The organism is Pseudomonas sp. 24 E 13 (assembly GCF_900004715.1).
In the GTDB taxonomy this organism is placed as follows: domain Bacteria; phylum Pseudomonadota; class Gammaproteobacteria; order Pseudomonadales; family Pseudomonadaceae; genus Aquipseudomonas; species Aquipseudomonas orientalis_A.
This window is the reverse complement of record NZ_CVTO01000052.1, coordinates 1-22,346: the sequence shown is the minus strand read 5'-3', so window position 1 is coordinate 22,346 and position 22,346 is coordinate 1. Positions and strand designations below refer to the sequence as shown.

The following is a 22,346-nucleotide window of genomic DNA, read 5'->3' as shown; positions in this document are numbered from 1 at the left end:
AAATCCGACCGGGCCTGCACGGAGAGTAAAGACAAAGCGAGGCTATCCATGGCCTCAAAACAATAACAAAAGAATAAATGGCGAGGTACTTACGATGACGATGCATGACATTTGGGAATCAATTGTCGCGTTCTATGAACCGACTCTGGAAATAATGAGCTTGTGGGCCTGGGGTCTTCCTCTGTTCGTCTCAGTGCTTGCGGTGATGTTCATCATCTCGCAAAAGTGGCAGAGCCCCCTGACCCTCCGCTCTCTGGCCAATGCAGCCTTTCCCAAGGAGCAATACGACAACCCCTCATCTCGCGTGGATATGTGGAACGGTATCATCCTGTTGATGCTCGGTTTTCCCCTGGTAGGCGTCTTCGCCGTCAATGGCATCGCCATTGCTGACAATGTCGGCGCGTATTTCAACGCTGAATTCGGCGTCCGAACCCCCTTGATGACGTCAACCTGGCTGATCATCTCCGTTCAGTTTCTGACCTATTTCCTCAGTGTCGACTTCGTCGGGTACTGGATACATCGCTGGTGCCATACCAACGCACTGATGTGGCATCTTCACAAACCTCACCATACCGCCGAGACACTGACGCCCTGGACGCTATTTCGTCAGCACCCCATCGAGTTCTTTGGCCTCAATATCATCCCGGCGGTGGTCGGCGGGGCCTTCACCGGTCTGGTGCTTTATGCGACGGGCAGCCAAATCCACCCAGGCATGGTGGTTGCCGTTACCACAATGGCCTACATCTGCTTCTTTGTTATCGATGTGTTTTCTCACGTCCATCTACCGATCTCCTACGGGTGGATGAACCGCATCGTTTTGGCGCCTGTCATGCACAACCTCCACCACAGCATGGAACCCCATCACTGGGACAAGAACAATGCAGTCGTACTGACACTCTGGGACTGGATGTTCGGAACACTCTACTTGCCCAAGAAGGGCGAAAGCTGGCGTTGGGGGTGTAACGACGAAGAGTACGGTGCCAACAATCCGCACAATACCCTGAAGGGCTTCTATATCGATCCTTTCAAAACCCTCTGGCGTCACGTGAAGGACGGACAAAGCCCGAATCCGTGATGGTTTCGGAGCACTCGGGAAGCACCCAGGGTTTAAGCACACCAGGCAATCGCAGGCTCAATTGCGTTAAGGGAATCATCATGGCATTGAAAGACACGCTTCATTGGCGCTATGCAACTAAAAGCTACAACGACGACAAGGTCGCGCAAGAAAAAATTGATTCGATCCTGGAGGCCATACGCCTGGCCCCCAGCAGTTCGGGCCTGCAGCCTTTCAAGGTGTTAATCATCACTAACCCTGAGTTGAAGGCGCAATTGCAGCCGATTTGCGCCAATCAACAGCAAATCTCCACATCGTCACACTTGTTGATTTTTGCAGCCTGGGATGAGTACACACCTGAGCGGATCAATGCATTTTTTGAATACAGCAACGGGATACGTAACTTGCCTGCCAGTGTCACCGATGATTACCGGTTATCGCTGCTCGATTCTTTTGGCAGCATGAGCAAGGAGCAGCAGTATGTTCATGCGTCCAAACAGTGCTACATCGGCTTGGGATTCGCGTTGGTAGCGGCAGCCGAACTGGGCGTGGATGCAACACCCATGGAAGGGTTCGACAACCAGGCAGTGAACGCGCTGCTGAAGCTTCCCGAGCAGGGGTTGAACAGTTCCGTTCTCTTGGCCCTGGGCTACCGGGATACTGAAAGCGATTGGCTGGTAAAGCTCGAAAAGGTCCGGCGCGACAAGGCGCATATGTTCGTCGAGATTGCGTAGGGTCTACTCCGGATAATTTCAAACAACACAGGGTGTAATCAGCAGGGCAGATAAAATGTGCCTGCATGCCGGTTCAGGCGCCGTTGCCGAGACCCCATGCAGGCCATGCACGTTGCGCAAGGCATTCCCACACTCAGCTTCTATTGAACGGCCTCGTCTGCCTTGCCGGGGCTTGGTATGGCCTTGTCACTGGCAGGCGACGCCCGTCTCGTACGCCACATCTGACCGACGTCCAGCGGGCGTGCGATCAGCAGCTCTGCCGATACACTCGACGGACCAAATGTGCGCACTTCATACATCGCTTCGAAGGCGTCGCTATTGCCTAGCACGGTCTTCAAGCGACTCAGCTCGGCACTGTCCGATGCAATTTTCGCGGCCTCAATCAGTGCCGGATCCATAATGCCGGCAACGACGACGATGTGATTGCCTGCGGGTCCCGGAAAGCGAGCAAGGTACGCATAATCACGACGCATGATTCTGTCAGTGGAGGGTTCGGCCCAATCAGATTGAAATTTATCCCCGGTCGCTAGATCCACAAGGGTATCGCCGCTGGCCGACAGCGAAAATCCGGAGAGATCAAAAAACGGCTCCTGCAGATCACCGAGCGTGTCGAGTAAACCCACATAGACAATATCGTGATCACTCAGCATCTCATTGGTGAAACGTGAGGTTGTCACATGCTTGATCAGGCTCGAATTTCCCGACCTGATTGCGACCATGACGGGCATCACCGAAACCAGCGCTGATGCGAGCCCACTCGGCAAGTGATAGGCATTCATGTCGACATACTTTTGGCCGGGCACAGGCATCCGCTGTTTGTACTTATTGAGGTCCTCGCTGGAAGCGATGGTGGAATCAGCGACCATACGAACAATGGAGCCGTCAGCGCCTTGTTCACCGAATACATAAAAATCACCGGAAACGATGAGTAGCGGTGCCAGATTCTTCGCGATACCACTCCAGAGCGTGCTGTCGATCCGCGAATCACTGGGTGATTTGCCTGCCAACCAGAGCCAGCACAGTGCATTGAGCGTGAGGAAAAGCGCCGCGACGGCTAAATACCGCCAATCAAGGAAACGTCGGCGCACAGGGTCGGCGTAGTTGTCTTGCTCTTCGGGCACAACGACGACCAGACGATATTCACCACGTGGAAGGATAAGCCGCTCGCCACGCTCATCGACGGGCGCCGCATCGAGTTTTTTTCGCAACCGATGAATATGCACGCGAACCGTTGCATCAGCCGCGAGATCCACGCTGGCGGATCGACCAAACACGACGAGTGCAATCTCGATTTCTTTGGTTGCGGTCGCCGTCAGCGATCGTTCGAGGAGAAACTCGAAAAGACGAATGATCTGTTGCGATTTACCGAGCGCACCACTCTTCAAGAGTCTGTGCGCGTGCGCTGTGAGCCGATCTACCTGGTCAACTTCCTGCGACTTGTCCATTTCACACCCTGACTGCGCTCGTCGCCATTGAGGATAAGGCGATGAGCTCGACCTAAGCATAGGCGGCAGGTCGTCCGCATCCGTATCCCAAATTGGCACTTAGCCAAGCGCACAACCATTGGCGTTGCGAAAAAGAGGTCGGCGCACACTGGGTCAGCGGGTTTCCCGGCTTGCGCTTACCGCCGCGCAATATCCGAAAAGTAGAACTTGTCCAGCGTATGCCGCGACTCGGTGTACTCGAACTGCCGCCCGTCCTGCAAAAACGTCTGGTTACTCACCACGATCACATGGCTTTGCCCGTCAAGGTCCAGGTGCGCCTGGTCGTCCTTGCTGCGCGGCAGGGCTTCGATGGTGCGTTGGGCATAGCTGATCTGCAGCTGCAGCGTCTGCTCGATAAACGCGTAGATCGACTGCTCGGCAATCGAGCGGTCCAGGCCGGGGATCAGGTCGGCGACGAAGTGGTTGATGTCCAGGATCACCCGTTTGCCGCCAATGCGCCGTACCCGCTTGATCCGGGTGATCAGTGTGCCGGGTTCAGCCTCGATGTGCTGTTGCAATGAGCCTTCCAGCGGCACTTGGGTGAACTCGACCACTTCGGTGCGTATGTCATCGCCCAGGTCGGCGTGGGTTTCATGGAAGCTCACGATGCCACCCAGTTGAAACTCGATCGGGTTCGGCGACAACACAAAGGTGCCTTTGCCGTGGATCTTCTGCGCGAAACCGCGCTCCTGCAACTGCTCGATCGCTCGACGCACCGTGCCCCGGCTGGCCTGGTAGCTGTCCATCAGTTCGGTTTCGGAGGGAAGGCGCGTGCCGCGCTGCAGGCGTTCGGTGGTGATGCTGGCAAGCAGATCGGTATAGATCTGGTTGTATTTGCTCATGGGATGGCTCGATGCCCGGCTCTATGAAGGTGAACGGCGCTTTCAAGGCAGGAACCTTAGTGGCACCTGTGGGGTTTGTCCATTCGCCACTGGCGCAGGGGGTGGAAATGTCTGACGGACCATTTGCAAAAGTTAAACAAAATTGTAACTCGTATAGACGAGTTGTTGATTTCACTCGTACAGACGAGTAATTTGCCCTCTCGGCGTGCTGCCAATGACTGCCACCCATAAAAACAATCACAGTGGAAAACGAGCATGAGCCACGACTATTCGATGATTGCCCGCGAGATTCTCGAGAACCTCGGGGGGCGCGACAACCTTGAGCAAGCTGCCCACTGCGTGACGCGCCTGCGCCTGGCGCTCAAGGACCCCAGCCTGGTCAACAGCAGTGCGTTGAACCAGGTCGACCTGGTCAAGGGATCGTTCTTCACCGGCGGTTTGTTCCAGGTGGTGATCGGCCCCGGCGAAGTGGAAAAGGTCTACGCCGCCTTGCGCGACGTCACGGGGCTGGCGGCATCGACCATCGCCGATGTGAAGCGCAAGGGCGCCGACAAGACCAACCCGATGCAGCGCCTGGTGCGGGTGTTCTCCGATGTGTTCATGCCGATCCTGCCGGCGCTGATCATTGCCGGCCTGCTCATGGGCATCAACAACCTGATGGGCGCCAAGGGCATGTTCATCGAGGGCCAGACGCTGCTGGAGGCGTATCCGAACCTGGATGGCCTGTGGAGCCTGATCAACCTGATGGCCAACACCTCGTTTGTGTTCCTGCCGGCACTGGTGGGTTGGTCGGCGGCCAAGCGTTTTGGCGGCAGTGAAATCCTCGGCATCGTGCTGGGCCTGATGCTGGTTCACCCGGACCTGCTCAACGCCTGGAACTACGGCAAGGCAGTCGCCGGCCTCGACGGCCAGAGCCTGCCGTACTTCGATATTCTTGGCTGGTTCCAGATCGAGAAAGTGGGCTACCAGGGGCAGATCCTGCCAATCCTGATGGCGGCCTACGTCATGAGCGTGATCGAAAAATGGCTGCGGGCACGGGTGCCCAACGCCATCCAGCTGCTCGTGGTGCCTATCACCACCATCGTTGTGACCGGCGTGCTGGCCTTGGCCATTATTGGCCCGGTCACCCGGCACCTGGGCATCCTGATTACCGAGGGTGTGGTGACATTGTTCGACCTGGCACCGATGGTCGGCGGCGCGATTTTCGGCCTGCTCTATGCCCCACTGGTCATCACCGGCATGCACCACATGTTCCTCGCCGTGGACCTGCAGTTGATCTCGACCCAGGGCGGCACCTTTATCTGGCCGATGATCGTCATGTCCAACCTGGCCCAGGGCAGCGCCGCACTGGCTGTGTTCTACATGAGCCGCAATGCGCGGGACAAGAGCATGGCGTCGACGTCGGCGATTTCCGCCTACTTCGGTATCACTGAGCCGGCGATGTTCGGCGTGAACCTGCGTTTCAAGTTTCCATTCTATGCCGCGCTGCTGGGCTCGGCGCTGGGCAGCATTTTCCTGTCGCTGAACAAGGTGCAGGCGTCGGCCATCGGCGTCGGTGGCCTGCCTGGATTTATCTCGATCGTGCCGAGCGCCATTGCGATGTTTGTGATCGGCATGGTCGTGGCGATTGTCGTGCCCTTTGTTGTGACCTGTGTGTTGAGCATGAAGATTGTTCGGCCTGGATACAGGGTCGCCTGATCAATCGCCATCGGGGGCAAGCCCCCTCCCACATTTGAAATACATTCCACTGTGGGAGGGGGCTTGCCCCCGATGAGGCCCGCACGGCCAGCACCCAATTCTACTGAAGGAACCCACCATGCAAACCTGGCAACACTCGGTGATCTACCAGATCTACCCCAAAAGCTTCCACAGCCACGCGGGTAACGCCACCGGTGACCTGCTGGGCATCGTCGACAAGCTCGACTACCTGCAATGGCTGGGCATCGATTGCCTGTGGGTCACCCCGTTCCTGCGCTCACCGCAGCGCGACAACGGCTACGACATCAGCGACTACTACGCCATCGATCCCAGCTACGGGACCATGGCCGATTGCGACCTGTTGATCAGCGAAGCGGCCAAGCGCGGTATCAGGTTGATGCTCGATATCGTGGTCAACCACACCTCCGTCGAGCATGAGTGGTTTCGGCAGGCGCGCAGCAGCCTCGACAATCCCTACCGCGACTTCTACATCTGGCGCGACCAGCCCAACAGCTGGGAATCCAAGTTCGGCGGCTCGGCCTGGGAATACGAGGCGCAAACCGGCCAGTACTACCTGCACCTGTTCGACCACACCCAGGCCGACCTCAACTGGGACAACCCCAAGGTGCGCGCCGAAGTCTTCAAGATGATGCGCTTCTGGCGTGACAAGGGCGTGGGCGGCTTTCGCCTGGATGTGATCAACCTGATCTCCAAACCCGCGGATTTCCCCGACGACCACACCGATGGCCGGCGCTTCTACACCGACGGCCCCAACGTGCACGACTACCTGCAGCAAATGCACCGCGAAGTCTTCGAGGGCCATGACCTGATCAATGTCGGCGAAATGTCCTCCACCAGCCTGGAGCACTGCATTCGCTACTCCAATCCGGCGTCGAAAGAGCTGTCGATGACCTTCAACTTTCATCACCTGAAAGTCGATTACCCGAACCTGCAGAAGTGGGTGGAGGCCGAGTTCGATTTCCTGCAACTCAAGCAGATCTTCTCCGACTGGCAGTCGGGCATGCAGGCCGGTGGCGGCTGGAACGCGCTGTTCTGGTGTAACCACGACCAGCCCCGGGTGGTCTCGCGGTTTGGTGATGACGGCGTCCATCGCGTGGTGTCGGCCAAGATGCTCGCCACCGCACTGCACTTGCTCCAGGGCACGCCTTATGTGTACCAGGGTGAGGAACTGGGCATGACCAATCCGGGCTTCGACAGGATCGACCAATACCGTGATGTGGAGACCCTGAATATCTTTCGCCTCAAGCGCAATGCCGGTGAATCCGAGGCTTCGAGCATGGCCGCGATCATGCAGAAGTCTCGCGACAACGGCCGCACGCCGATGCAGTGGAACAGTCAGCCCGGCGCCGGTTTCAGCAGCGGCGAGCCGTGGATCGGCATCCCGGCCAATGCGGCGCAGATCAACGTCGAGCGCCAACGGGATGATCCTGACTCGGTGCTGCATCACTACCGCGCGCTGATCGCCTTGCGTCGCCGTGAACCCCTGATCCAGGAAGGCATTTACCGCGAACTGCTGCAAGGCCATCCCCAGGTCTGGGCGTACCTGCGCGAAGGCCGGGGCGAGCGCTTGCTGGTGGTCAACAACTTCTACGGCACGCCATGTGAAATCCAGTTGCCCGATCAGCTCATCAACGCCGCGAGCGAGCAACGCCTGCTGATCAGCAACTACCCCGACTGCCCGGTGCGCACCCGCGCGGTGGCGCTGCGCCCTTACGAATCGTTTGTGCTGCACCTGACTGGTTGAAATGCCGCCTGTAGGAGCGAGCTTGCTCGCGAAGATCGTCAACGATAACGCGCCCTTCCAGGTGCAGCGCGGAGCCTGGAAGTGCTTCGCAAGCAAGCCCGCTCCTACAGGCGATCGCGTCACGCAAGACAGTAAGAAAAACAATAAAAATATCGGAGTGCTTTATGAAAACAACAATAAAGCTGGGCCTCGTTGCATCCTGCCTGAGCCTGCCCTTTGGTGCTCAAGCCCTGGAGTTTGGCGGTTACCTGCGCAGCGGCGCCGGCACCTCTACCGGCAGCGGCAAGCAGCAGTGCTTCCAATTGCCGGGCGCGCAAACCAAATACCGCCTGGGCAACGAATGCGAGCAGTACGGCGAACTTGAGTTGCGCCAGGACCTGCTGACCTTCGACGATGGCTCGGTGCTCAGCGTCGATGCCATGGCGTCGCTCTATAACAAGTACGACCGCGCCCTCAAATTCCAGGGCGAGGACAACGGCTCTGCGCGTATGCCGCAGATGTATGCGCAATGGTCCAACCTGCCCAGCCTCAATGGCGGTTCGCTGTGGGCCGGGCGGCGTTACTACAAGCGTAACGACATCCATATCTCCGACTTCTACTACTGGAACCAGAGCGCCACCGGTGGCGGGATCGAGGATGTGTTGATCGGCGGCTTGAAATACAGCTACGCGCTGTCACGCAAAGACAACCTCTACCAGAAGGAATACGCCACCCGGCATGACTTCAACGTGGCCGGTTTCAACACCAACCCTGGCGGCGAACTGGAGCTTGGTTTGAGCTACATCCAAAAGGCTGGCGGGCGTGACACCAACAGCGGCTGGGCGTTGACCGCGCAGCATGTGCAAAGCGCGTTCCTGGGCGGCAAGAACAAATTCGCGTTGCAGTATGGCGAAGGTCCTGGCACCGGCCTGGGCTACACCGGCAATACGCGGTTGGACAACAGCAGCAAAAGCTACCGTGCCGTGGAGTTTTTCGACTGGCAACTGACCCCGCGTTTTGGCGGGCAGGTGCAGGCGGTGTACCAGAAGGATGTGCGGCCCGGGCGTCAGGACCTGAACTGGCTGTCGCTCGGCGTGCGCCCGGCGTATGCCATCAGCGAGCAATTCAAACTGGTCACCGAGCTGGGGCACGATCAGGTCGAGGCCACGGGCGGTACGCGCAAGCTGAGCAAATTCACCTTCGCGCCGACCTGGTCGCCCAAGGGCCCGGAATTCTGGGCACGGCCGGAAGTGCGCTTGTACTACACCTATGCCACTTGGAACCAGGCGGCCAAGCGCGCGGCGAATGAGCTGGCGGCAGGTTCGGCGTTGTCCGACACCGGTGCCTACGGCACGGCGCGGCATGGGTCGAACATGGGGGTGCAAGTTGAATACTGGTGGAAATGACCCGCGACTTTAATGTGGAAGCAGGCTTGCCCGTGATGCGGTGTCACCGTCAACGCATGCATTGACTGGTCCGCCGTCATCGGGGGCAAGCCCCCTCCCACATTTGATCTGCGCAATCCCAGGATTCGTATCCACTCAATGAATGTTAAAGACAACACTACAGGTGAAGCCATGAACCCCTCTCAACCCCTGGAACTGCTGGCACCCCTGTCCGGAATGCTGCTGGCGCTGGATCAGGTGCCGGACCCGGTATTTTCCAGCCGCATGATCGGTGATGGTGTGTGCATCGATCCCACCTCGCAGACCCTCTGTGCACCGCTCGCCGGAGTGATCAGCAATATCCAGGACAGCGGCCATGCGGTCAGCGTCACCGACGACAACGGCGTACAGGTGCTGATGCATATCGGCCTGGACACCGTGAGCCTGGCAGGCAAGGGCTTTACCCGCCTGGTCGAAGAGGGCCAGCGGGTGACGGCCGGCCAGCCGTTGATCGAGTTCGACGCCGACTATGTGGCGCTCAATGCGCGCAGTCTGTTGACCTTGATGCTGGTGGTCAGTGGCGAGCCGTTTGTGGTGCTGGCGGCGCAGGCCGACATGGTTGAAGAGGGCCGACCGGTGCTGCGACTGTCGCCCGGCGAGGCAGCGGCAGACGCGAATGAGCAGCAGGGCTCGGCGCTGTTCTCCAAACCGCTGACCTTGCTCAATGCCCACGGCTTGCACGCTCGCCCTGCGGCGGTGCTGGCCCAGGCGGCCAAAGGCTTCAGTTCGAGCCTCTACCTGCACAAGCAGACCCAGAGCGCCAACGCCAAGTCGTTGGTGGCGATCATGGCGCTGCAAACCGTGCAGGGCGACACCTTGCAGGTGAGCGCGGCGGGGGAGGACGCGCAGGCCGCGATCCGGGCGTTGACGGCGTTGTTGGCCGAGGGGTGTGGCGAAACGGTGGTGGCTACGACCGAGCCGGTCGAGCCTGTCGCGCCGGTGTCGTCGGCCACGCTGCTGCGCGGCGTATGTGCATCACCGGGCTCGGCGTTCGGCCAGGTGGTCCAAGTGGCTGAACCTGAGTTGGTAGTCAATGAAGTCGGCGCAGGCGAAGCCACCGAGCGCGATGCATTGACGCGTGGCCTGCTGGCGGCCAATGAGGCGTTGCAACGCTTGCAGGCCGGCGCCGCCGGCAGTGCCCAGGCGGATATCTTCCGCGCCCATCAGGAGCTGCTTGAAGACCCGACGCTGCTTGAGCAGGCCCACCTGTTGCTGGCCAAGGGCAAGAGCGCAGCATTCGCCTGGAACAGCGCCACCGCCGCCACGGCTAAATTGTTCCAGGGCCTGGGCAATACGTTGCTCGCCGAGCGAGCGGCAGACCTGTCCGACGTCGGCCGGCGCGTGCTTAAACTGATCCTGGGTGTCGAGGATCGTGCCTGGGCGCTGCCGGAGCAGGCGATCCTGATCGCCGAGCAACTGACCCCCTCGCAAACGGCGAATCTCGATACCCGCAAGGTGATGGGATTTGTCACGGTGGGCGGCGGGGCTACCAGTCACGTCGCAATCCTCGCCCGTGCGCTGGGCATACCCGCCCTCTGCGGTGCGCCTGCTGACATATTGACGTTGGCCGAGGGTACGCACGTGCTGCTTGACGCCGACAAGGGCGAACTGCACCTGGCGCCGGATCAGGTCGACATTGACCACTTGCAGGCGGCCCGTGCGCGGCAGGGGTTGCGACGTCAGCGCGAAGTGGCCGAGGCCGCCCAGGCTGCCGTCACCCGCGACGGCCGTCACGTCGACGTCACGGCCAACGTCGCCTCGTTGCAGGAAGTGGAGCAGTCCCTGGCCCTGGGCGGCGAGGGCGTCGGTCTGCTGCGTTCGGAATTCCTCTACCTGGACCGCAACCGCGCGCCCAGCCCCGCCGAGCAGGCCGGCACCTATCGTGCGATTGCCCGTGCCCTGGGCACCGAGCGCAATCTGGTGGTGCGCACCCTGGATGTCGGCGGCGACAAACCGCTGGCCTATGTACCGATGGAAGCCGAAACCAACCCGTTCCTGGGCTTGCGCGGCATTCGCCTGTGCCTGGAGCGGCCGGAACTGTTGCGCGAACAGTTTCGCGCAATCCTTGCCTGCGCCGGGCTGGCGCGGCTGCACATCATGTTGCCGATGGTCAGCCTGCTCTCGGAACTGCACCTGGCGCGCAAGGTGCTCGAGGAGGAAGCGCGGGCACTCGGGCTCAGCGAGTTGCCAAAGCTGGGCATCATGATTGAAGTGCCGTCCGCCGCGTTGATGGCGGATGTGTTCGCGCCCCATGTGGATTTCTTTTCCATCGGTACCAATGACCTGACCCAATACACCCTGGCCATGGACCGCGACCACCCCCGCCTGGCGAGCCAGGCCGACAGTTTTCACCCGGCGGTGCTGCGCCTGATCGCGGCCACGGTCAAGGCCGCCCATGCCCATGGCAAGTGGGTGGGCGTCTGCGGTGCACTGGCCTCCGAAACCCTGGCGGTGCCGGTGCTGATCGGGCTGGGTGTGGATGAACTGTCGGTCAGCGTGCCGTTGATCCCGAGCATCAAGGCCACCGTGCGTGAACTGGACCTGGCCGACTGCCAGATCATCGCCCGTCAGGTGCTGGGCCTGGAAGAAGCCGGCCAGGTGCGTGAGGCCTTGCGCCTGTACCACGCCGCCACCGTTGAAACCTCATCTGTCGTGGAGCATTGAGCATGTTCGAGAAATTGCAGCAGGCGTTCTGGAAAGCCCTGACGCCGGATCTGATTGCGGAAACGGTCGCGGCGCCGGCGGGGGAGAACCTGTTACCGGTCGATGTGTTGAGTGCATTGGGCGGCGAGGCCAACCTCACGTCGCAACAACGCGTGGCGTTGACGCGGGTGCGGGTGCAGTTGAAAGAGGCGGGGCGGTTGGATGAACAGGCGTTGAAGGCAGCCGGTGTACCTGCGGTGATGGTATTGACGGGTGGGGTGGTCCATCTGCTGACCGGTCTCCAAGCCGAATCCTAGCGCAGATCCAAATGTGGGAGGGGGCTTGCCCCCGATAGCAGAGTGTCAGTCACTACATAAGGTGACTGATCCACCGCCATCGGGGGCAAGCCCCCTCCCACATTGATTCACGGCGTTCTTATAACTGCGGGGTCTCTTCCGGCGGCTTGGTCTTGTCCACACCCGGCACATGCAGGTTGCCTTCCACCACCTGGTTACCTTCCAGCTGCGGCTGGGTCACCCAGGTCAGAATGTCGTAGTAGCGTCGGATGTTCGCCACAAAATGCACCGGCTCGCCGCCCCGGGCATAACCGTAGCGGGTCTTGCTGTACCACTGCTTCTGCGACAGGCGCGGCAGCATTTTCTTCACATCCAGCCATTTATTCGGGTTCAGGCCTTCCTTCTTGGCCAGAAGGCGCGCGTCGTCCAGGTGACCGGTGCCGACGTTGTAGGCGGCGAGGGCAAACCAGGTACGGTCGGGCTCGGCGATCTTGTCGTCCAGCTCGTCCTTGATCTTGGCCAGGTACTTGGCGCCGCCCATGATGCTTTGTTTGGCGTCCAGGCGATTGGACACGCCCATCGCCTGGGCGGTGTTCTGGGTCAGCATCATCAGGCCGCGCACGCCGGTCTTGGACGTCACCGCCGGCTGCCACAGCGATTCCTGGTAGCCGATGGCCGCCAACAGTCGCCAGTCGACCTTTTCTTCCTTGGCGTAGGCGCGAAAGTGCTTTTCGTACTTGGGCAGGCGCTGTTGCAAATGCTGGGCGAAAGTATAGGCGCCGACATAGCCCAGTACATCGACGTGCCCGTAATAGCGATCTTTCAGACGCTGGAGGGTGCCGTTCTTCTCGACCTTGTCCAGGTAGCTGTTGATCTCGTTGAGCAGGCTGTTGTCAACGCCGGCGGCCACGGCCCAGCTTTGGTTGCTGGCATTGCCGAGGTCGAATGCGACCCGCACGTTGGGGAAGTACACCTGGTTCATGGCGACTTCATTGGAGTCCACCAGGGTCAGGTCGATTTGCCCTTCGTCCACCATGCGTAGCAAGTCGACTACTTCAACGGCGTCGGACTCTTCGTATTCGATGGCAGGATTCTGCTTTTTAAGCGCCGCCAACTGCTCGGCGTGGGTGCTGCCCTTGAGCACCATGATCTTCTTGCCGACCAGGTCCGCCGCATTCGTCGGCCGTGACTGGCCGTTGCGGTAGATGATCTGCGGCGTCACTTCGAGGTACGGGTGGGAAAAACGCACCTGCTGCTGGCGCTGTTCGCTGCTGACCAGGCCGGCAGCGGCGAGCACCGGGCCGTTGGGCTTGCCCAACTGGCCGAACAGGTCATCGAGGTTATCGGCGGTTTCGATTTCCAGCTTGACGCCCAGGTCATCGGCAAAGCGCTTGACCAGTTCGTATTCGAAACCGGTTTCACCGTTGCGATCCTGGAAATACGTGGCAGGACTGTTCCGGGTAACCACCCGCAATACGCCATCCTCCTTGATTCGCTCGAGCGTGCTGGGTTTATCAACACAGGCGCTGAGCATCAGGAAGAGTCCGGTTGCAATGAGCCATTTGGCGCATCGCGGGCGCAAAGCAGTTGGGGAGAACATCTGCGCAGTATACGCAAACGGCCCACGGCGCCATATCTCGACAGCGGCACACTTGTCTGCTAGTCGCTGCAAAACTGTGCTGTATCCCGCAGAAACGTGGCCTGGCGCGTAATTGTGACGGTTAAAATATCTGCGCCCGAGGCCATGGATTGTCCCTGGGCACCGCGCAAACCGTGCCAACTGACGTTCGGCAGCGGCCAGCGGTAGCGTTTCGGGTGCCGTGGGCGAAGGTTTACGCTAGAATGCACGGCCTCAAAGCACACCCCTTCCCGAGGCTGTCCCGAAGATGTTGATCCTGCGCGGCGCTCCTGCCCTTTCTGCCTTTCGCCACAGCAAACTCCTTGAGCAACTGAGCCAGAAGGTTCCAGCTGTTACAGGCCTGTATGCTGAATTTGCTCACTTCGCCGACGTAACCGGCGTCTTGACCGCCGACGAACAGCAAGTGCTCGCACGCCTTCTGAAGTACGGCCCAAGCGTTCCCGTCCAAGAGCCGACCGGCCGCTTGTTTCTGGTTCTGCCGCGGTTCGGCACCATCTCGCCGTGGTCGAGCAAGGCCAGCGACATCGCCCGCAACTGCGGCCTGGATAAAATCCAGCGCCTGGAGCGTGGTATCGCGTTCTACGTGGCCGGCCAGTTCAGCGACGCCGACGCCGAGCTGATCGCCAGCAGCCTGCACGACCGCATGACCCAGATCATCGTCAGCCAGCTGGAACAGGCTGCCGGCCTGTTCAGCCACGCCGAGCCCAAGCCGCTCACTGCGATTGACGTGCTTGGCGGTGGCCGCGCCGCACTCGAGAAGGCCAACACCGAACTGGGCCTGGCCCTGGCCGAAGACGAGATCGACTACCTGGTCAACGCCTTCAACGGCTTGAAGCGCAACCCCCACGACATCGAACTGATGATGTTCGCCCAGGCCAACTCCGAGCACTGCCGTCACAAGATCTTCAACGCCAGTTGGGACATCGACGGCCAGAGCCAGGAAAAAAGCCTGTTCGGCATGATCAAGAACACCTACGTGATGCACAGCGAAGGTGTTCTGTCGGCCTATAAGGACAACGCCTCGGTGATCGTCGGCTCCGTCGCCGGGCGCTTCTTCCCGGACCCGGAAACCCGCCAATACGGCGCGGTGCAGGAGCCGGTGCACATCCTGATGAAGGTTGAAACCCACAACCACCCGACCGCGATTGCCCCGTTCCCTGGCGCAGCCACCGGTTCGGGCGGCGAAATTCGCGATGAAGGCGCCACCGGCCGTGGCGCCAAGCCCAAGGCGGGCCTCACCGGTTTCACCGTATCGAACCTGCAGATCCCGGGCTTCGAACAGCCGTGGGAAGTGCCGTACGGCAAGCCTGAGCGCATCGTCACCGCGCTGGACATCATGATCGAAGGCCCGCTGGGCGGCGCCGCGTTCAACAACGAATTCGGGCGCCCGGCGCTGACCGGTTATTTCCGTACCTTCGAACAATCCATCACCACCCCCCGTGGCGATGAAGTGCGCGGCTACCACAAGCCGATCATGTTGGCCGGCGGCATGGGCAACATCCGTGAAGAACACGTCAAGAAGGGCGAGATTCTGGTCGGTTCCAAGCTGATCGTACTCGGCGGCCCGGCCATGCTGATCGGCCTGGGCGGCGGCGCAGCGTCCTCCATGGCCACTGGTACCAGCTCGGCGGACCTCGACTTCGCTTCCGTCCAGCGCGAAAACCCCGAGATGGAACGCCGCTGCCAGGAAGTCATCGACCGTTGCTGGCAGTTGGGCGACAAGAACCCGATCAGCTTCATCCACGACGTCGGTGCTGGCGGTTTGTCCAACGCCTTCCCGGAACTGGTCAACGATGGCGAGCGTGGTGGCCGTTTCGAACTGCGCAATATTCCAAACGACGAGCCGGGCATGGCCCCGCACGAAATCTGGAGCAATGAATCCCAGGAACGCTACGTGCTGGCCGTCGGCCCTGAAGATTTTGCGCGCTTCCAGGCCATCTGCGAACGTGAGCGCTGCCCGTTTGCCGTGGTCGGCGAAGCCACGGCCGAGCCGCAGCTTACTGTTACAGATAGCCACTTCGGCAACAGCCCGGTGGACATGCCGCTGGAAGTACTGCTGGGCAAAGCCCCGCGTATGCACCGCTCCGCCGTGCGTGAAGCCGAGCTGGGCGATGACTTCGACCCAAGCACGCTGGAACTGGCCGACAGTATCGAGCGCGTGCTGCACCACCCCGCCGTGGCGAGCAAAAGCTTTTTGATCACCATCGGCGACCGCACCATCACCGGCCTCGTGGCCCGTGACCAAATGGTCGGCCCGTGGCAGGTTCCGGTGGCTGACGTTGCCGTCACCGCCACCAGCTTCGACGTGTACACCGGTGAAGCCATGGCCATGGGCGAGCGCACGCCGCTGGCCCTGCTGGACGCTCCGGCGTCGGGCCGCATGGCCATTGGTGAAACCCTCACCAACATCGCGGCCTCGCGTATCGGCAAGCTGTCCGACATCAAACTGTCGGCCAACTGGATGTCCGCTGCCGGTCACCCGGGTGAAGATGCACGCCTGTACGACACGGTTAAAGCGGTCGGCATGGAGCTGTGCCCTGAGCTGGGTATTACCATTCCGGTGGGCAAGGACTCCATGTCCATGGCCACCCGCTGGAACGAAGACGGCACCGACAAGAGCGTCACCTCGCCACTGTCGTTGATCGTGACCGGTTTTGCGCCGGTCACCGACATCCGCCAGACCCTGACCCCGCAACTGCGCATGGACAAGGGCACCACCGATCTGATCCTGATCGACCTGGGCCGTGGCCAGAACCGCATGGGCGCCTCGATCCTGGCGCAGACTCACGGCAAGCTCGGCAAACACGCCCCGGATGTCGACGACGCCGAAGACCTCAAGGCCTTCTTCGCCGTGATCCAGGGCCTGAATGCCGACGGTCACCTGCTGGCTTACCACGACCGTTCCGACGGTGGTTTGCTGACCAGCGTCGTAGAAATGGCCTTCGCCGGTCACTGCGGCCTGAACATCGTGCTCGACAGCGTTGCCGAGGATGCCGCCGAGATCAACGGCATCCTGTTCAACGAAGAGTTGGGTGCGGTGATTCAAGTGCGCCAGGACGCTACCCCGGACGTGCTCGCACAGTTCAGCGCTGCCGGTCTTGCCGAGTGCGTGGCGGTGATTGGCCAGCCGATCAACAACGGCGAAGTCACTATCTCGTTCAACGGTGACACGGTCTTTACCGGTCAGCGCCGCTTGCTGCAGCGCCAGTGGGCCGAGACCAGCTACCAGGTCCAGCGCCTGCGCGACAACGTCGACTGCGCCGAGCAGGAATTCGACGCGATCCTGGAAGAAGACAACCCGGGCCTGAGCACCATGCTCAGCTTCGACGTCAACCAGGACATCGCCGCGCCCTACATCAGGAAGGGTATTCGCCCACAGGTTGCCGTGCTGCGTGAGCAGGGCGTCAACGGCCAGGTGGAAATGGCGGCGGCGTTCGACCGTGCCGGGTTCAATGCGATCGACGTGCACATGAGCGACATCCTCGCCGGTCGCGTTGACCTCAATGAGTTCAAAGGTCTCGTAGCTTGCGGTGGTTTCTCCTACGGCGACGTGCTGGGTGCCGGTGAAGGCTGGGCCAAGTCGGCGCTGTTCAACAGCCGCGCCCGCGACGCGTTCCAGGGGTTCTTCGAGCGTAACGACAGCTTCACCCTGGGCGTGTGCAACGGTTGCCAGATGATGTCCAACCTCAGCGAACTGATCCCGGGCAGCGAGTTCTGGCCGCACTTTGTGCGTAACCGTTCCGAGCAGTTCGAAGCCCGTGTCGCCATGGTGCAGGTGCAGGAATCCAACTCGATCTTCCTGCAGGGCATGGCCGGTTCGCGTATGCCGATCGCCATCGCCCACGGTGAAGGCCATGCCGAGTTCGCCAGCGAAGAAGCCCTGCTCGAAGCCGACCTGTCCGGCACCGTGGCCCTGCGTTTCGTCGACAACCACGGCAAGGTCACCGAAAGCTACCCGGCCAACCCGAACGGCTCGCCGCGCGGCATCACCGGCCTCACCAGCCGCGACGGTCGCGTCACCATCATGATGCCGCACCCGGAGCGCGTATTCCGCGCCGTGCAAAACTCGTGGCGCCCGGAAGAGTGGAACGAAGACGGCGCCTGGATGCGCATGTTCCGCAACGCCCGTGTGTGGGTGAACTAAGGCGGTGTACAAGCTCGCCTTCTTCGTACCCGACAGCCACGTGGAGACGGTGAAAACCGCCGTCTTCGCAGCCGGCGGCGGGCGCATCGGCGACTACGACAGCTGCGCCTGGCAAGTGCTGGGCCAGGGCCAATTCCGCGCGTTGGACGGCAGTCAGCCGTTCATCGGGCAAGTGGGCCAGGTTGAAGTGGTTGAGGAGTGGAAGGTTGAGCTGGTGGTGGCGGATGCGTTGATCGTGGCGGTTGTGGCTGCGTTGAAACTGAGCCATCCGTATGAGACACCGGCGTATGAGGTGTGGCAGTTGGCGGAGTTTTGATTCGCACGCTGCATAAACAAGAAACCCGCTGGGCCAGTTTGGTCAGCGGGTTTTTTGTTGCCTTTCAAGGCCTCATCGGGGGCAAGCCCCCTCCCACATTCAACTGCATTCCAACGATGAAACTCGCTCCACTGTGGGAGGGGGCTTGCCCCCGATGGCGTCTGCCCAGGCGCCTCAGACCTTTCCGACAAGCCTTTCAGGTTGCCCGTCGGAACCTGTCTCAATAGCCTCCCTGCGACTATCTCGATTGTCGACGGCCCCCAGCGTGATGCAGTGCTGGGGATTCATCGGATGGTGGAGGGCATTCAGTTGATGGGGGATCGAGTGCCGGATCTTCACGAAGTGTCAGCAGCCCCCGCCAACTGATCATTCCCGCGCGGAACATGGCAACGATCAATCCACGCTTGACGCCATTTCTTTCACATGACACTGTATAAATGTACAGTTTGTGGGGCCGCGGTAACTTGCCACGTTCGGTAGGTTGCGCCGCCGCTCATCCCACTGTGCACATGACCAGGACGGTCATGTTTCATTCTTGACCCGATCATCGGGTCCCATGTTGAAAGAGAGGGAACTCCTATGTCTTATCCAGAAAGTAAACTCACCGGCATGACCGGCTTCGCCAAAGCCGCTAAGGTCACTGGCGGCTGGTCCGGTCCGGTTGTCAGCATTACCAACCTGGATCAGCTCAAAACCAATATTGCCGATGCCACACCCCGCGTGCTGGTGATCAACAGCAATATCTCGGCGTCCAGTTTGACCAAGGTCTCCATGGGTTCAAATAAAACCCTGGTCGGCTCGTTCCAGAACCGCACGCTCAACAACATTCACTTGCGTGCGACACCTGAGTCGCAAAACATCATTTTTCAGAACATCGTTTTCCAGCACTCGGCGGGTATCAAGGCCAATGATGATATCCAGCTGTACCTCAACTACGGCAGCAAGTACTGGATCGATCACTGCTCCTTTGTCGGCCATGACTGGTCCGCCAACGATGGCAGCCTCGACAAGCTGTTATACATCGGCGACAAGGCCGACTACGCGACCATCAGTAACTGTTTTTTCGGCAATCACAAGTATGGCCTGATCCTGGGCCATCCGAGCGATGACAACAACACAGCCTTCAATGGCTTCCCACGGCTGACTATTTGCCATAATCGTTTCGAGAATATGGAAGTGCGCGCACCGGGGTTGATGCGTTATGGCTACTTCCATGTCTATAACAACTACATCAACAAGTTTCATCTCGGTTTTACACTGGCGCAAAACGCCAACATTCTTTCCGAGAGCAACAACTTTGGCGAAGGCAGCGCAAGCAACGGCATGTTGGATGATAAAGGCAACGGTACGTTTACCGATATTGGCAGCGTGCCTGCTATCACGAATCAGAAGTCGCCCAAAGCACAGTGGACCGCTTCGTCCAATTACACCTACACGTTGAGGACCGCCGCGCAGGCAAAGGATTTCACCGTCAAGAATGCGGGGGCCCAGTCGGTAAGCCTGGTGTTCGGTGGCTAAAGCCTGGCGGATTCTTGATCGGCTGACTGCATAAACAAGAAATCCGCCGGGCCAGTTTGGCCGGCGGGTTTTTTGTTGGCTGCAAGGGCCTCATCGGGGGCAAGCCCCCTCCCACATTCAACTGCATTCCAACGATGAAACTCGGTCCACTGTGGGAGGGGGCTTGCCCCCGATGGCGTCCGCCCAGGCGCCTCAGACATTTCCGACAAGCCTTTCAGGTTGTCTGTCGGAACTCGCACAACTAACCTTCTCGAGTCGCTGCCAATTCAGTGACCGGGACTGCAAGCCCGCCGAAATAATATTAGAAGCTCGGAAGCGCCGCTATAATCGTGGCGCTTTTCATGGTCATCGTTTTCTGGTGGCTGTGCGCGGGAGACCTTTGGGTCTGCCGAGGTGCTTCTGACTCGGTCTTGCAGGCCCGCGCACAGCTGCCACCCATCATCTGCAAGTGATGCTGGCAGCTCCTATTTTTCAGGAGGTTTACCATGATCAAAGACAGCCCAAACCCCCCATCTGATTCTCCGCCCACCGACCAAATCTTCACCGTCCTGACCCACCTGAACAGCGAAACCCTGCTCGCCAACGCCTCTCAAGACCTGGCATCCGTGCAGGCACTGGCGGGTAATCTGGCTTTTGATGTTGACGGCCCCCAGCGTGATGCAGTGCTGGGGATTCATCGTATGGTGGAAGGGATCCAGCTGATGGTGGATCGAGTGCTGGATCTTCACGAAGTGTCAACAGCCACCGCCAACTGATCGTTCCACGCTCCGCGTGGGAATGCATCCTGTGACGCTCTGCGTCACCCTTGCGCACGGCGGGACGCGGAGCGTCCGGGGCGGCATTCCCACGCGGAGCGTGGGAACGATCGATCAGGCGTTGATTGGGCGGGCAACCAACCGCTCCAGCGCCTCACCCAACCCGGTGGCCTTGTCACCCATCAGCAGATGCCAGACACCGCTTTCCAACTGGCTCATACCCTGGCAACCCAGTGCAGTGAGATCTGCTTCAGACAAGCCCGAATCATCCCTCAGTTCCACCCGCAGCCGGGTCATCGCTACCGCTTCCAGCTGGCGCACATTCCCCCGGCCACCCAGCGCATTCAGCCATTGCTCGGCTTCTTGCACATTCACTGCAACCGGCTTATCCACAGGCGCAACCGCTACAGGCGCTGCGGCAACAAACCCCGGCATCGCCAAGCGAATTTCATCAGCAATGCTATCGGCCATCGGCCCAACCACCACCTGCAAACTTCCCCCATTCCCCGGCCGCACTACAGCCATGGCGCCCAGTGCTTTCAGTTCAGCATCCACCGCCTTGTTGCGATCAACCATGTCCAACCGCAGCCGCGTGGTGCATGCACCCACACTCAGCAAATTCTCTGCACCACCCAGCGCCTGGATATAAGCCGTCGCACGCTGGTTATCACTCATCGCTTCGGCCTGCACCACCTGGATATCTTCCCGGCCCGGTGTCTTGAGGTTGAAGCGGCGAATGCAGTAGTTGAACACCGTGTAGTAGATCACCGAGTAGGCCAGGCCTACCGGTACCACCAGCCAGCCGTTGGTGGACTTGCCCCAGCCCAGCACCATGTCGATAAAGCCACCGGAGAAGGTAAAGCCGAGGTGGATATTGAGCAGGTTGGTCACGGCCATCGACAGGCCGGTGAGCAGTGCATGCAGCAAGTAGAGGAACGGCGCCAGGAACATGAAGGCAAATTCAATCGGCTCGGTCACCCCGGTCAGGAACGAGGTCAGCGCCATCGACAGGAAAATCCCGCCCATCACTTTACGGCGCTCCGGCAGCGCGTTGCGGTACATCGCCAGGCACGCGGCGGGCAGGCCGAACAGCATCACCGGGAACATGCCGGTCATGAATTGGCCGCCTTTGGGGTCGCCGGCGAAGTAGCGGGTCAGGTCGCCGGTCACCACCGCGCCGGTTGCCGGGTCGGTGAAGGTGCCGAACACGAACCACGCCATATTGTTGAGGATGTGGTGCAGGCCGGTGACGATCAGCAGGCGGTTGAACACGCCAAACACGAACGCACCCAGGCTGCCGCTTTCCATCAGCAATACGCCGAAGCTGTTGATGCCGTGCTGGATCGGCGGCCAGATCAGGCCGAAGATCACGCCCAGGCCCACCGCCGAAAAGCCGGTGACAATCGGCACAAACCGTCGCCCGCCAAAGAACGCCAGGTACTCCGGCAACTTGATGTCCTTGAAGCGGTTGTACAACGCGCCCGCCATCAGGCCACTGGCAATACCGGCGAGCATGCCCATGTTGATGGAGGTGTCCATCACCTTGAGCGTGGAGATCATCACCAGATAGCCGATCGCCCCCGCCAGGCCGGCCGTGCCGTTGTTGTCGCGGGCAAAACCGACGGCGATGCCGATGGCGAAGATCAGCGCCAGGTTGGCGAAGATCGCCTGCCCGGCATCATGCATCACCGCGATGTTGAGCAAGTCCGTGTCGCCCAGGCGCAGCAGCAGGCCGGCGATTGGCAGGATCGCAATCGGCAGCATCAGGGCGCGGCCCAGGCGTTGCAGGCCTTCGATAAAGTGTTGGTACATGGCGTGTCTCCCTATTCTTGTTGTTTTCAGCTCAGCGGCCAGTGGTGTTGACAGGCGTGGCGAACGGCCTTGGCACTGCTCAGGTCGAGCAGCTCAAGGCTCAGTTGCCGGCATTGCGCCGCGTCCAGGTGGCGGACGCGGTCCTTGATTTCTCCGATCTGCGGCGGGCTTACCGACAGCTCGCTGACCCCCAGGCCGACCAGCACCGGCGTGGCCAGCGGG

General features: G+C 60.3%; 16 protein-coding genes. 11 read left to right on the top strand and 5 right to left on the bottom strand.

What is annotated here, in order from left to right; translation table 11 throughout:
- The first annotated feature begins 94 nt into the window (after positions 1-94).
- Both BFP90_RS01935 and BFP90_RS01930 read left to right on the top strand, forming a co-directional pair.
- Positions 95-1,075 carry a sterol desaturase family protein gene (locus BFP90_RS01935; RefSeq protein WP_141688902.1) on the top strand — a complete coding sequence of 327 codons (981 nt, stop codon included), beginning with the start codon at positions 95-97 and terminating at the stop codon, positions 1,073-1,075.
- 80 nt (positions 1,076-1,155) lie between these two features.
- Positions 1,156-1,788: an NAD(P)H-dependent oxidoreductase gene (locus BFP90_RS01930; protein ID WP_065895827.1), complete on the top strand. Its 633-nt coding sequence runs from the start codon at positions 1,156-1,158 to the stop codon at positions 1,786-1,788.
- 140 nt (positions 1,789-1,928) lie between these two features.
- Here the strand turns inward: BFP90_RS01930 and BFP90_RS01925 are convergent, their stop codons facing one another.
- Both BFP90_RS01925 and treR read right to left on the bottom strand, forming a co-directional pair.
- Positions 1,929-3,233, bottom strand: a complete 1,305-nt coding sequence (locus tag BFP90_RS01925; RefSeq protein WP_065895826.1) for a hypothetical protein — start codon at positions 3,231-3,233, stop codon at positions 1,929-1,931.
- 176 nt (positions 3,234-3,409) lie between these two features.
- Positions 3,410-4,114: a trehalose operon repressor gene (gene treR, locus BFP90_RS01920; RefSeq protein WP_065887498.1), complete on the bottom strand. Its 705-nt coding sequence runs from the start codon at positions 4,112-4,114 to the stop codon at positions 3,410-3,412.
- A gap of 255 nt (positions 4,115-4,369) precedes the next feature.
- On the opposite strand from treR, the gene treP reads away from it, so the two are divergent.
- The 5 genes from treP to BFP90_RS01895 all read left to right on the top strand — a co-directional run bounded on the left by treP (position 4,370) and on the right by BFP90_RS01895 (position 11,961).
- Positions 4,370-5,812, top strand: a complete 1,443-nt coding sequence (gene treP / locus BFP90_RS01915; RefSeq protein ID WP_065895825.1) for a PTS system trehalose-specific EIIBC component — start codon at positions 4,370-4,372, stop codon at positions 5,810-5,812.
- Between the two features lie 118 nt (positions 5,813-5,930).
- Positions 5,931-7,577 carry an alpha,alpha-phosphotrehalase gene (gene treC, locus BFP90_RS01910; protein ID WP_065895824.1) on the top strand — a complete coding sequence of 549 codons (1,647 nt, stop codon included), beginning with the start codon at positions 5,931-5,933 and terminating at the stop codon, positions 7,575-7,577.
- Between the two features lie 164 nt (positions 7,578-7,741).
- Positions 7,742-8,962, top strand: coding sequence for a maltoporin (locus BFP90_RS01905; protein ID WP_065887501.1), 1,221 nt, complete (start codon positions 7,742-7,744; stop codon positions 8,960-8,962).
- 171 nt (positions 8,963-9,133) lie between these two features.
- Complete coding sequence (gene ptsP / locus BFP90_RS01900; RefSeq protein WP_065895823.1) at positions 9,134-11,665, top strand: phosphoenolpyruvate--protein phosphotransferase; 2,532 nt, start codon at positions 9,134-9,136, stop codon at positions 11,663-11,665.
- A gap of 2 nt (positions 11,666-11,667) precedes the next feature.
- The gene (locus BFP90_RS01895; protein ID WP_065895822.1) at positions 11,668-11,961 is read left to right on the top strand and encodes a PTS transporter subunit EIIB; all 294 of its coding nucleotides are present in this window, start codon (positions 11,668-11,670) and stop codon (positions 11,959-11,961) included.
- Positions 11,962-12,079: 118 nt separating this feature from the next.
- On the opposite strand, the gene mltF is transcribed toward BFP90_RS01895, so the two are convergent.
- A complete protein-coding gene (mltF, locus tag BFP90_RS01890; RefSeq protein ID WP_065891527.1) occupies positions 12,080-13,540 on the bottom strand; it encodes a membrane-bound lytic murein transglycosylase MltF in 1,461 nt (486 codons plus the stop codon).
- 286 nt (positions 13,541-13,826) lie between these two features.
- Between mltF and purL the strand changes: the two genes are divergently transcribed.
- From purL to BFP90_RS01870, 4 genes are all read left to right on the top strand, one after another.
- Positions 13,827-17,723 (top strand): phosphoribosylformylglycinamidine synthase, encoded by a 3,897-nt coding sequence (gene purL / locus BFP90_RS01885; protein WP_065895821.1) that lies wholly within the window; start codon positions 13,827-13,829, stop codon positions 17,721-17,723.
- A 4-nt stretch (positions 17,724-17,727) separates the two neighbouring features.
- Positions 17,728-18,039: an NGG1p interacting factor NIF3 gene (locus tag BFP90_RS01880; protein ID WP_065891529.1), complete on the top strand. Its 312-nt coding sequence runs from the start codon at positions 17,728-17,730 to the stop codon at positions 18,037-18,039.
- A gap of 579 nt (positions 18,040-18,618) precedes the next feature.
- Positions 18,619-19,557 carry a pectate lyase family protein gene (locus BFP90_RS01875; RefSeq protein WP_065895820.1) on the top strand — a complete coding sequence of 313 codons (939 nt, stop codon included), beginning with the start codon at positions 18,619-18,621 and terminating at the stop codon, positions 19,555-19,557.
- A 485-nt stretch (positions 19,558-20,042) separates the two neighbouring features.
- On the top strand, positions 20,043-20,312 hold the full coding sequence (locus tag BFP90_RS01870; protein ID WP_065895819.1) for a DUF6124 family protein: 270 nt from the start codon (positions 20,043-20,045) through the stop codon (positions 20,310-20,312).
- A gap of 114 nt (positions 20,313-20,426) precedes the next feature.
- Here BFP90_RS01870 and nagE read toward each other — a convergent pair whose 3' ends face one another.
- Together nagE and BFP90_RS01860 are read right to left on the bottom strand one after the other, a co-directional pair.
- On the bottom strand, positions 20,427-22,124 hold the full coding sequence (gene nagE / locus BFP90_RS01865) for an N-acetylglucosamine-specific PTS transporter subunit IIBC (protein WP_065895818.1): 1,698 nt from the start codon (positions 22,122-22,124) through the stop codon (positions 20,427-20,429).
- A gap of 26 nt (positions 22,125-22,150) precedes the next feature.
- Positions 22,151-22,346 (bottom strand): hypothetical protein (locus BFP90_RS01860; protein WP_141688901.1); only part of this gene is annotated, 196 nt, incomplete at its 5' end.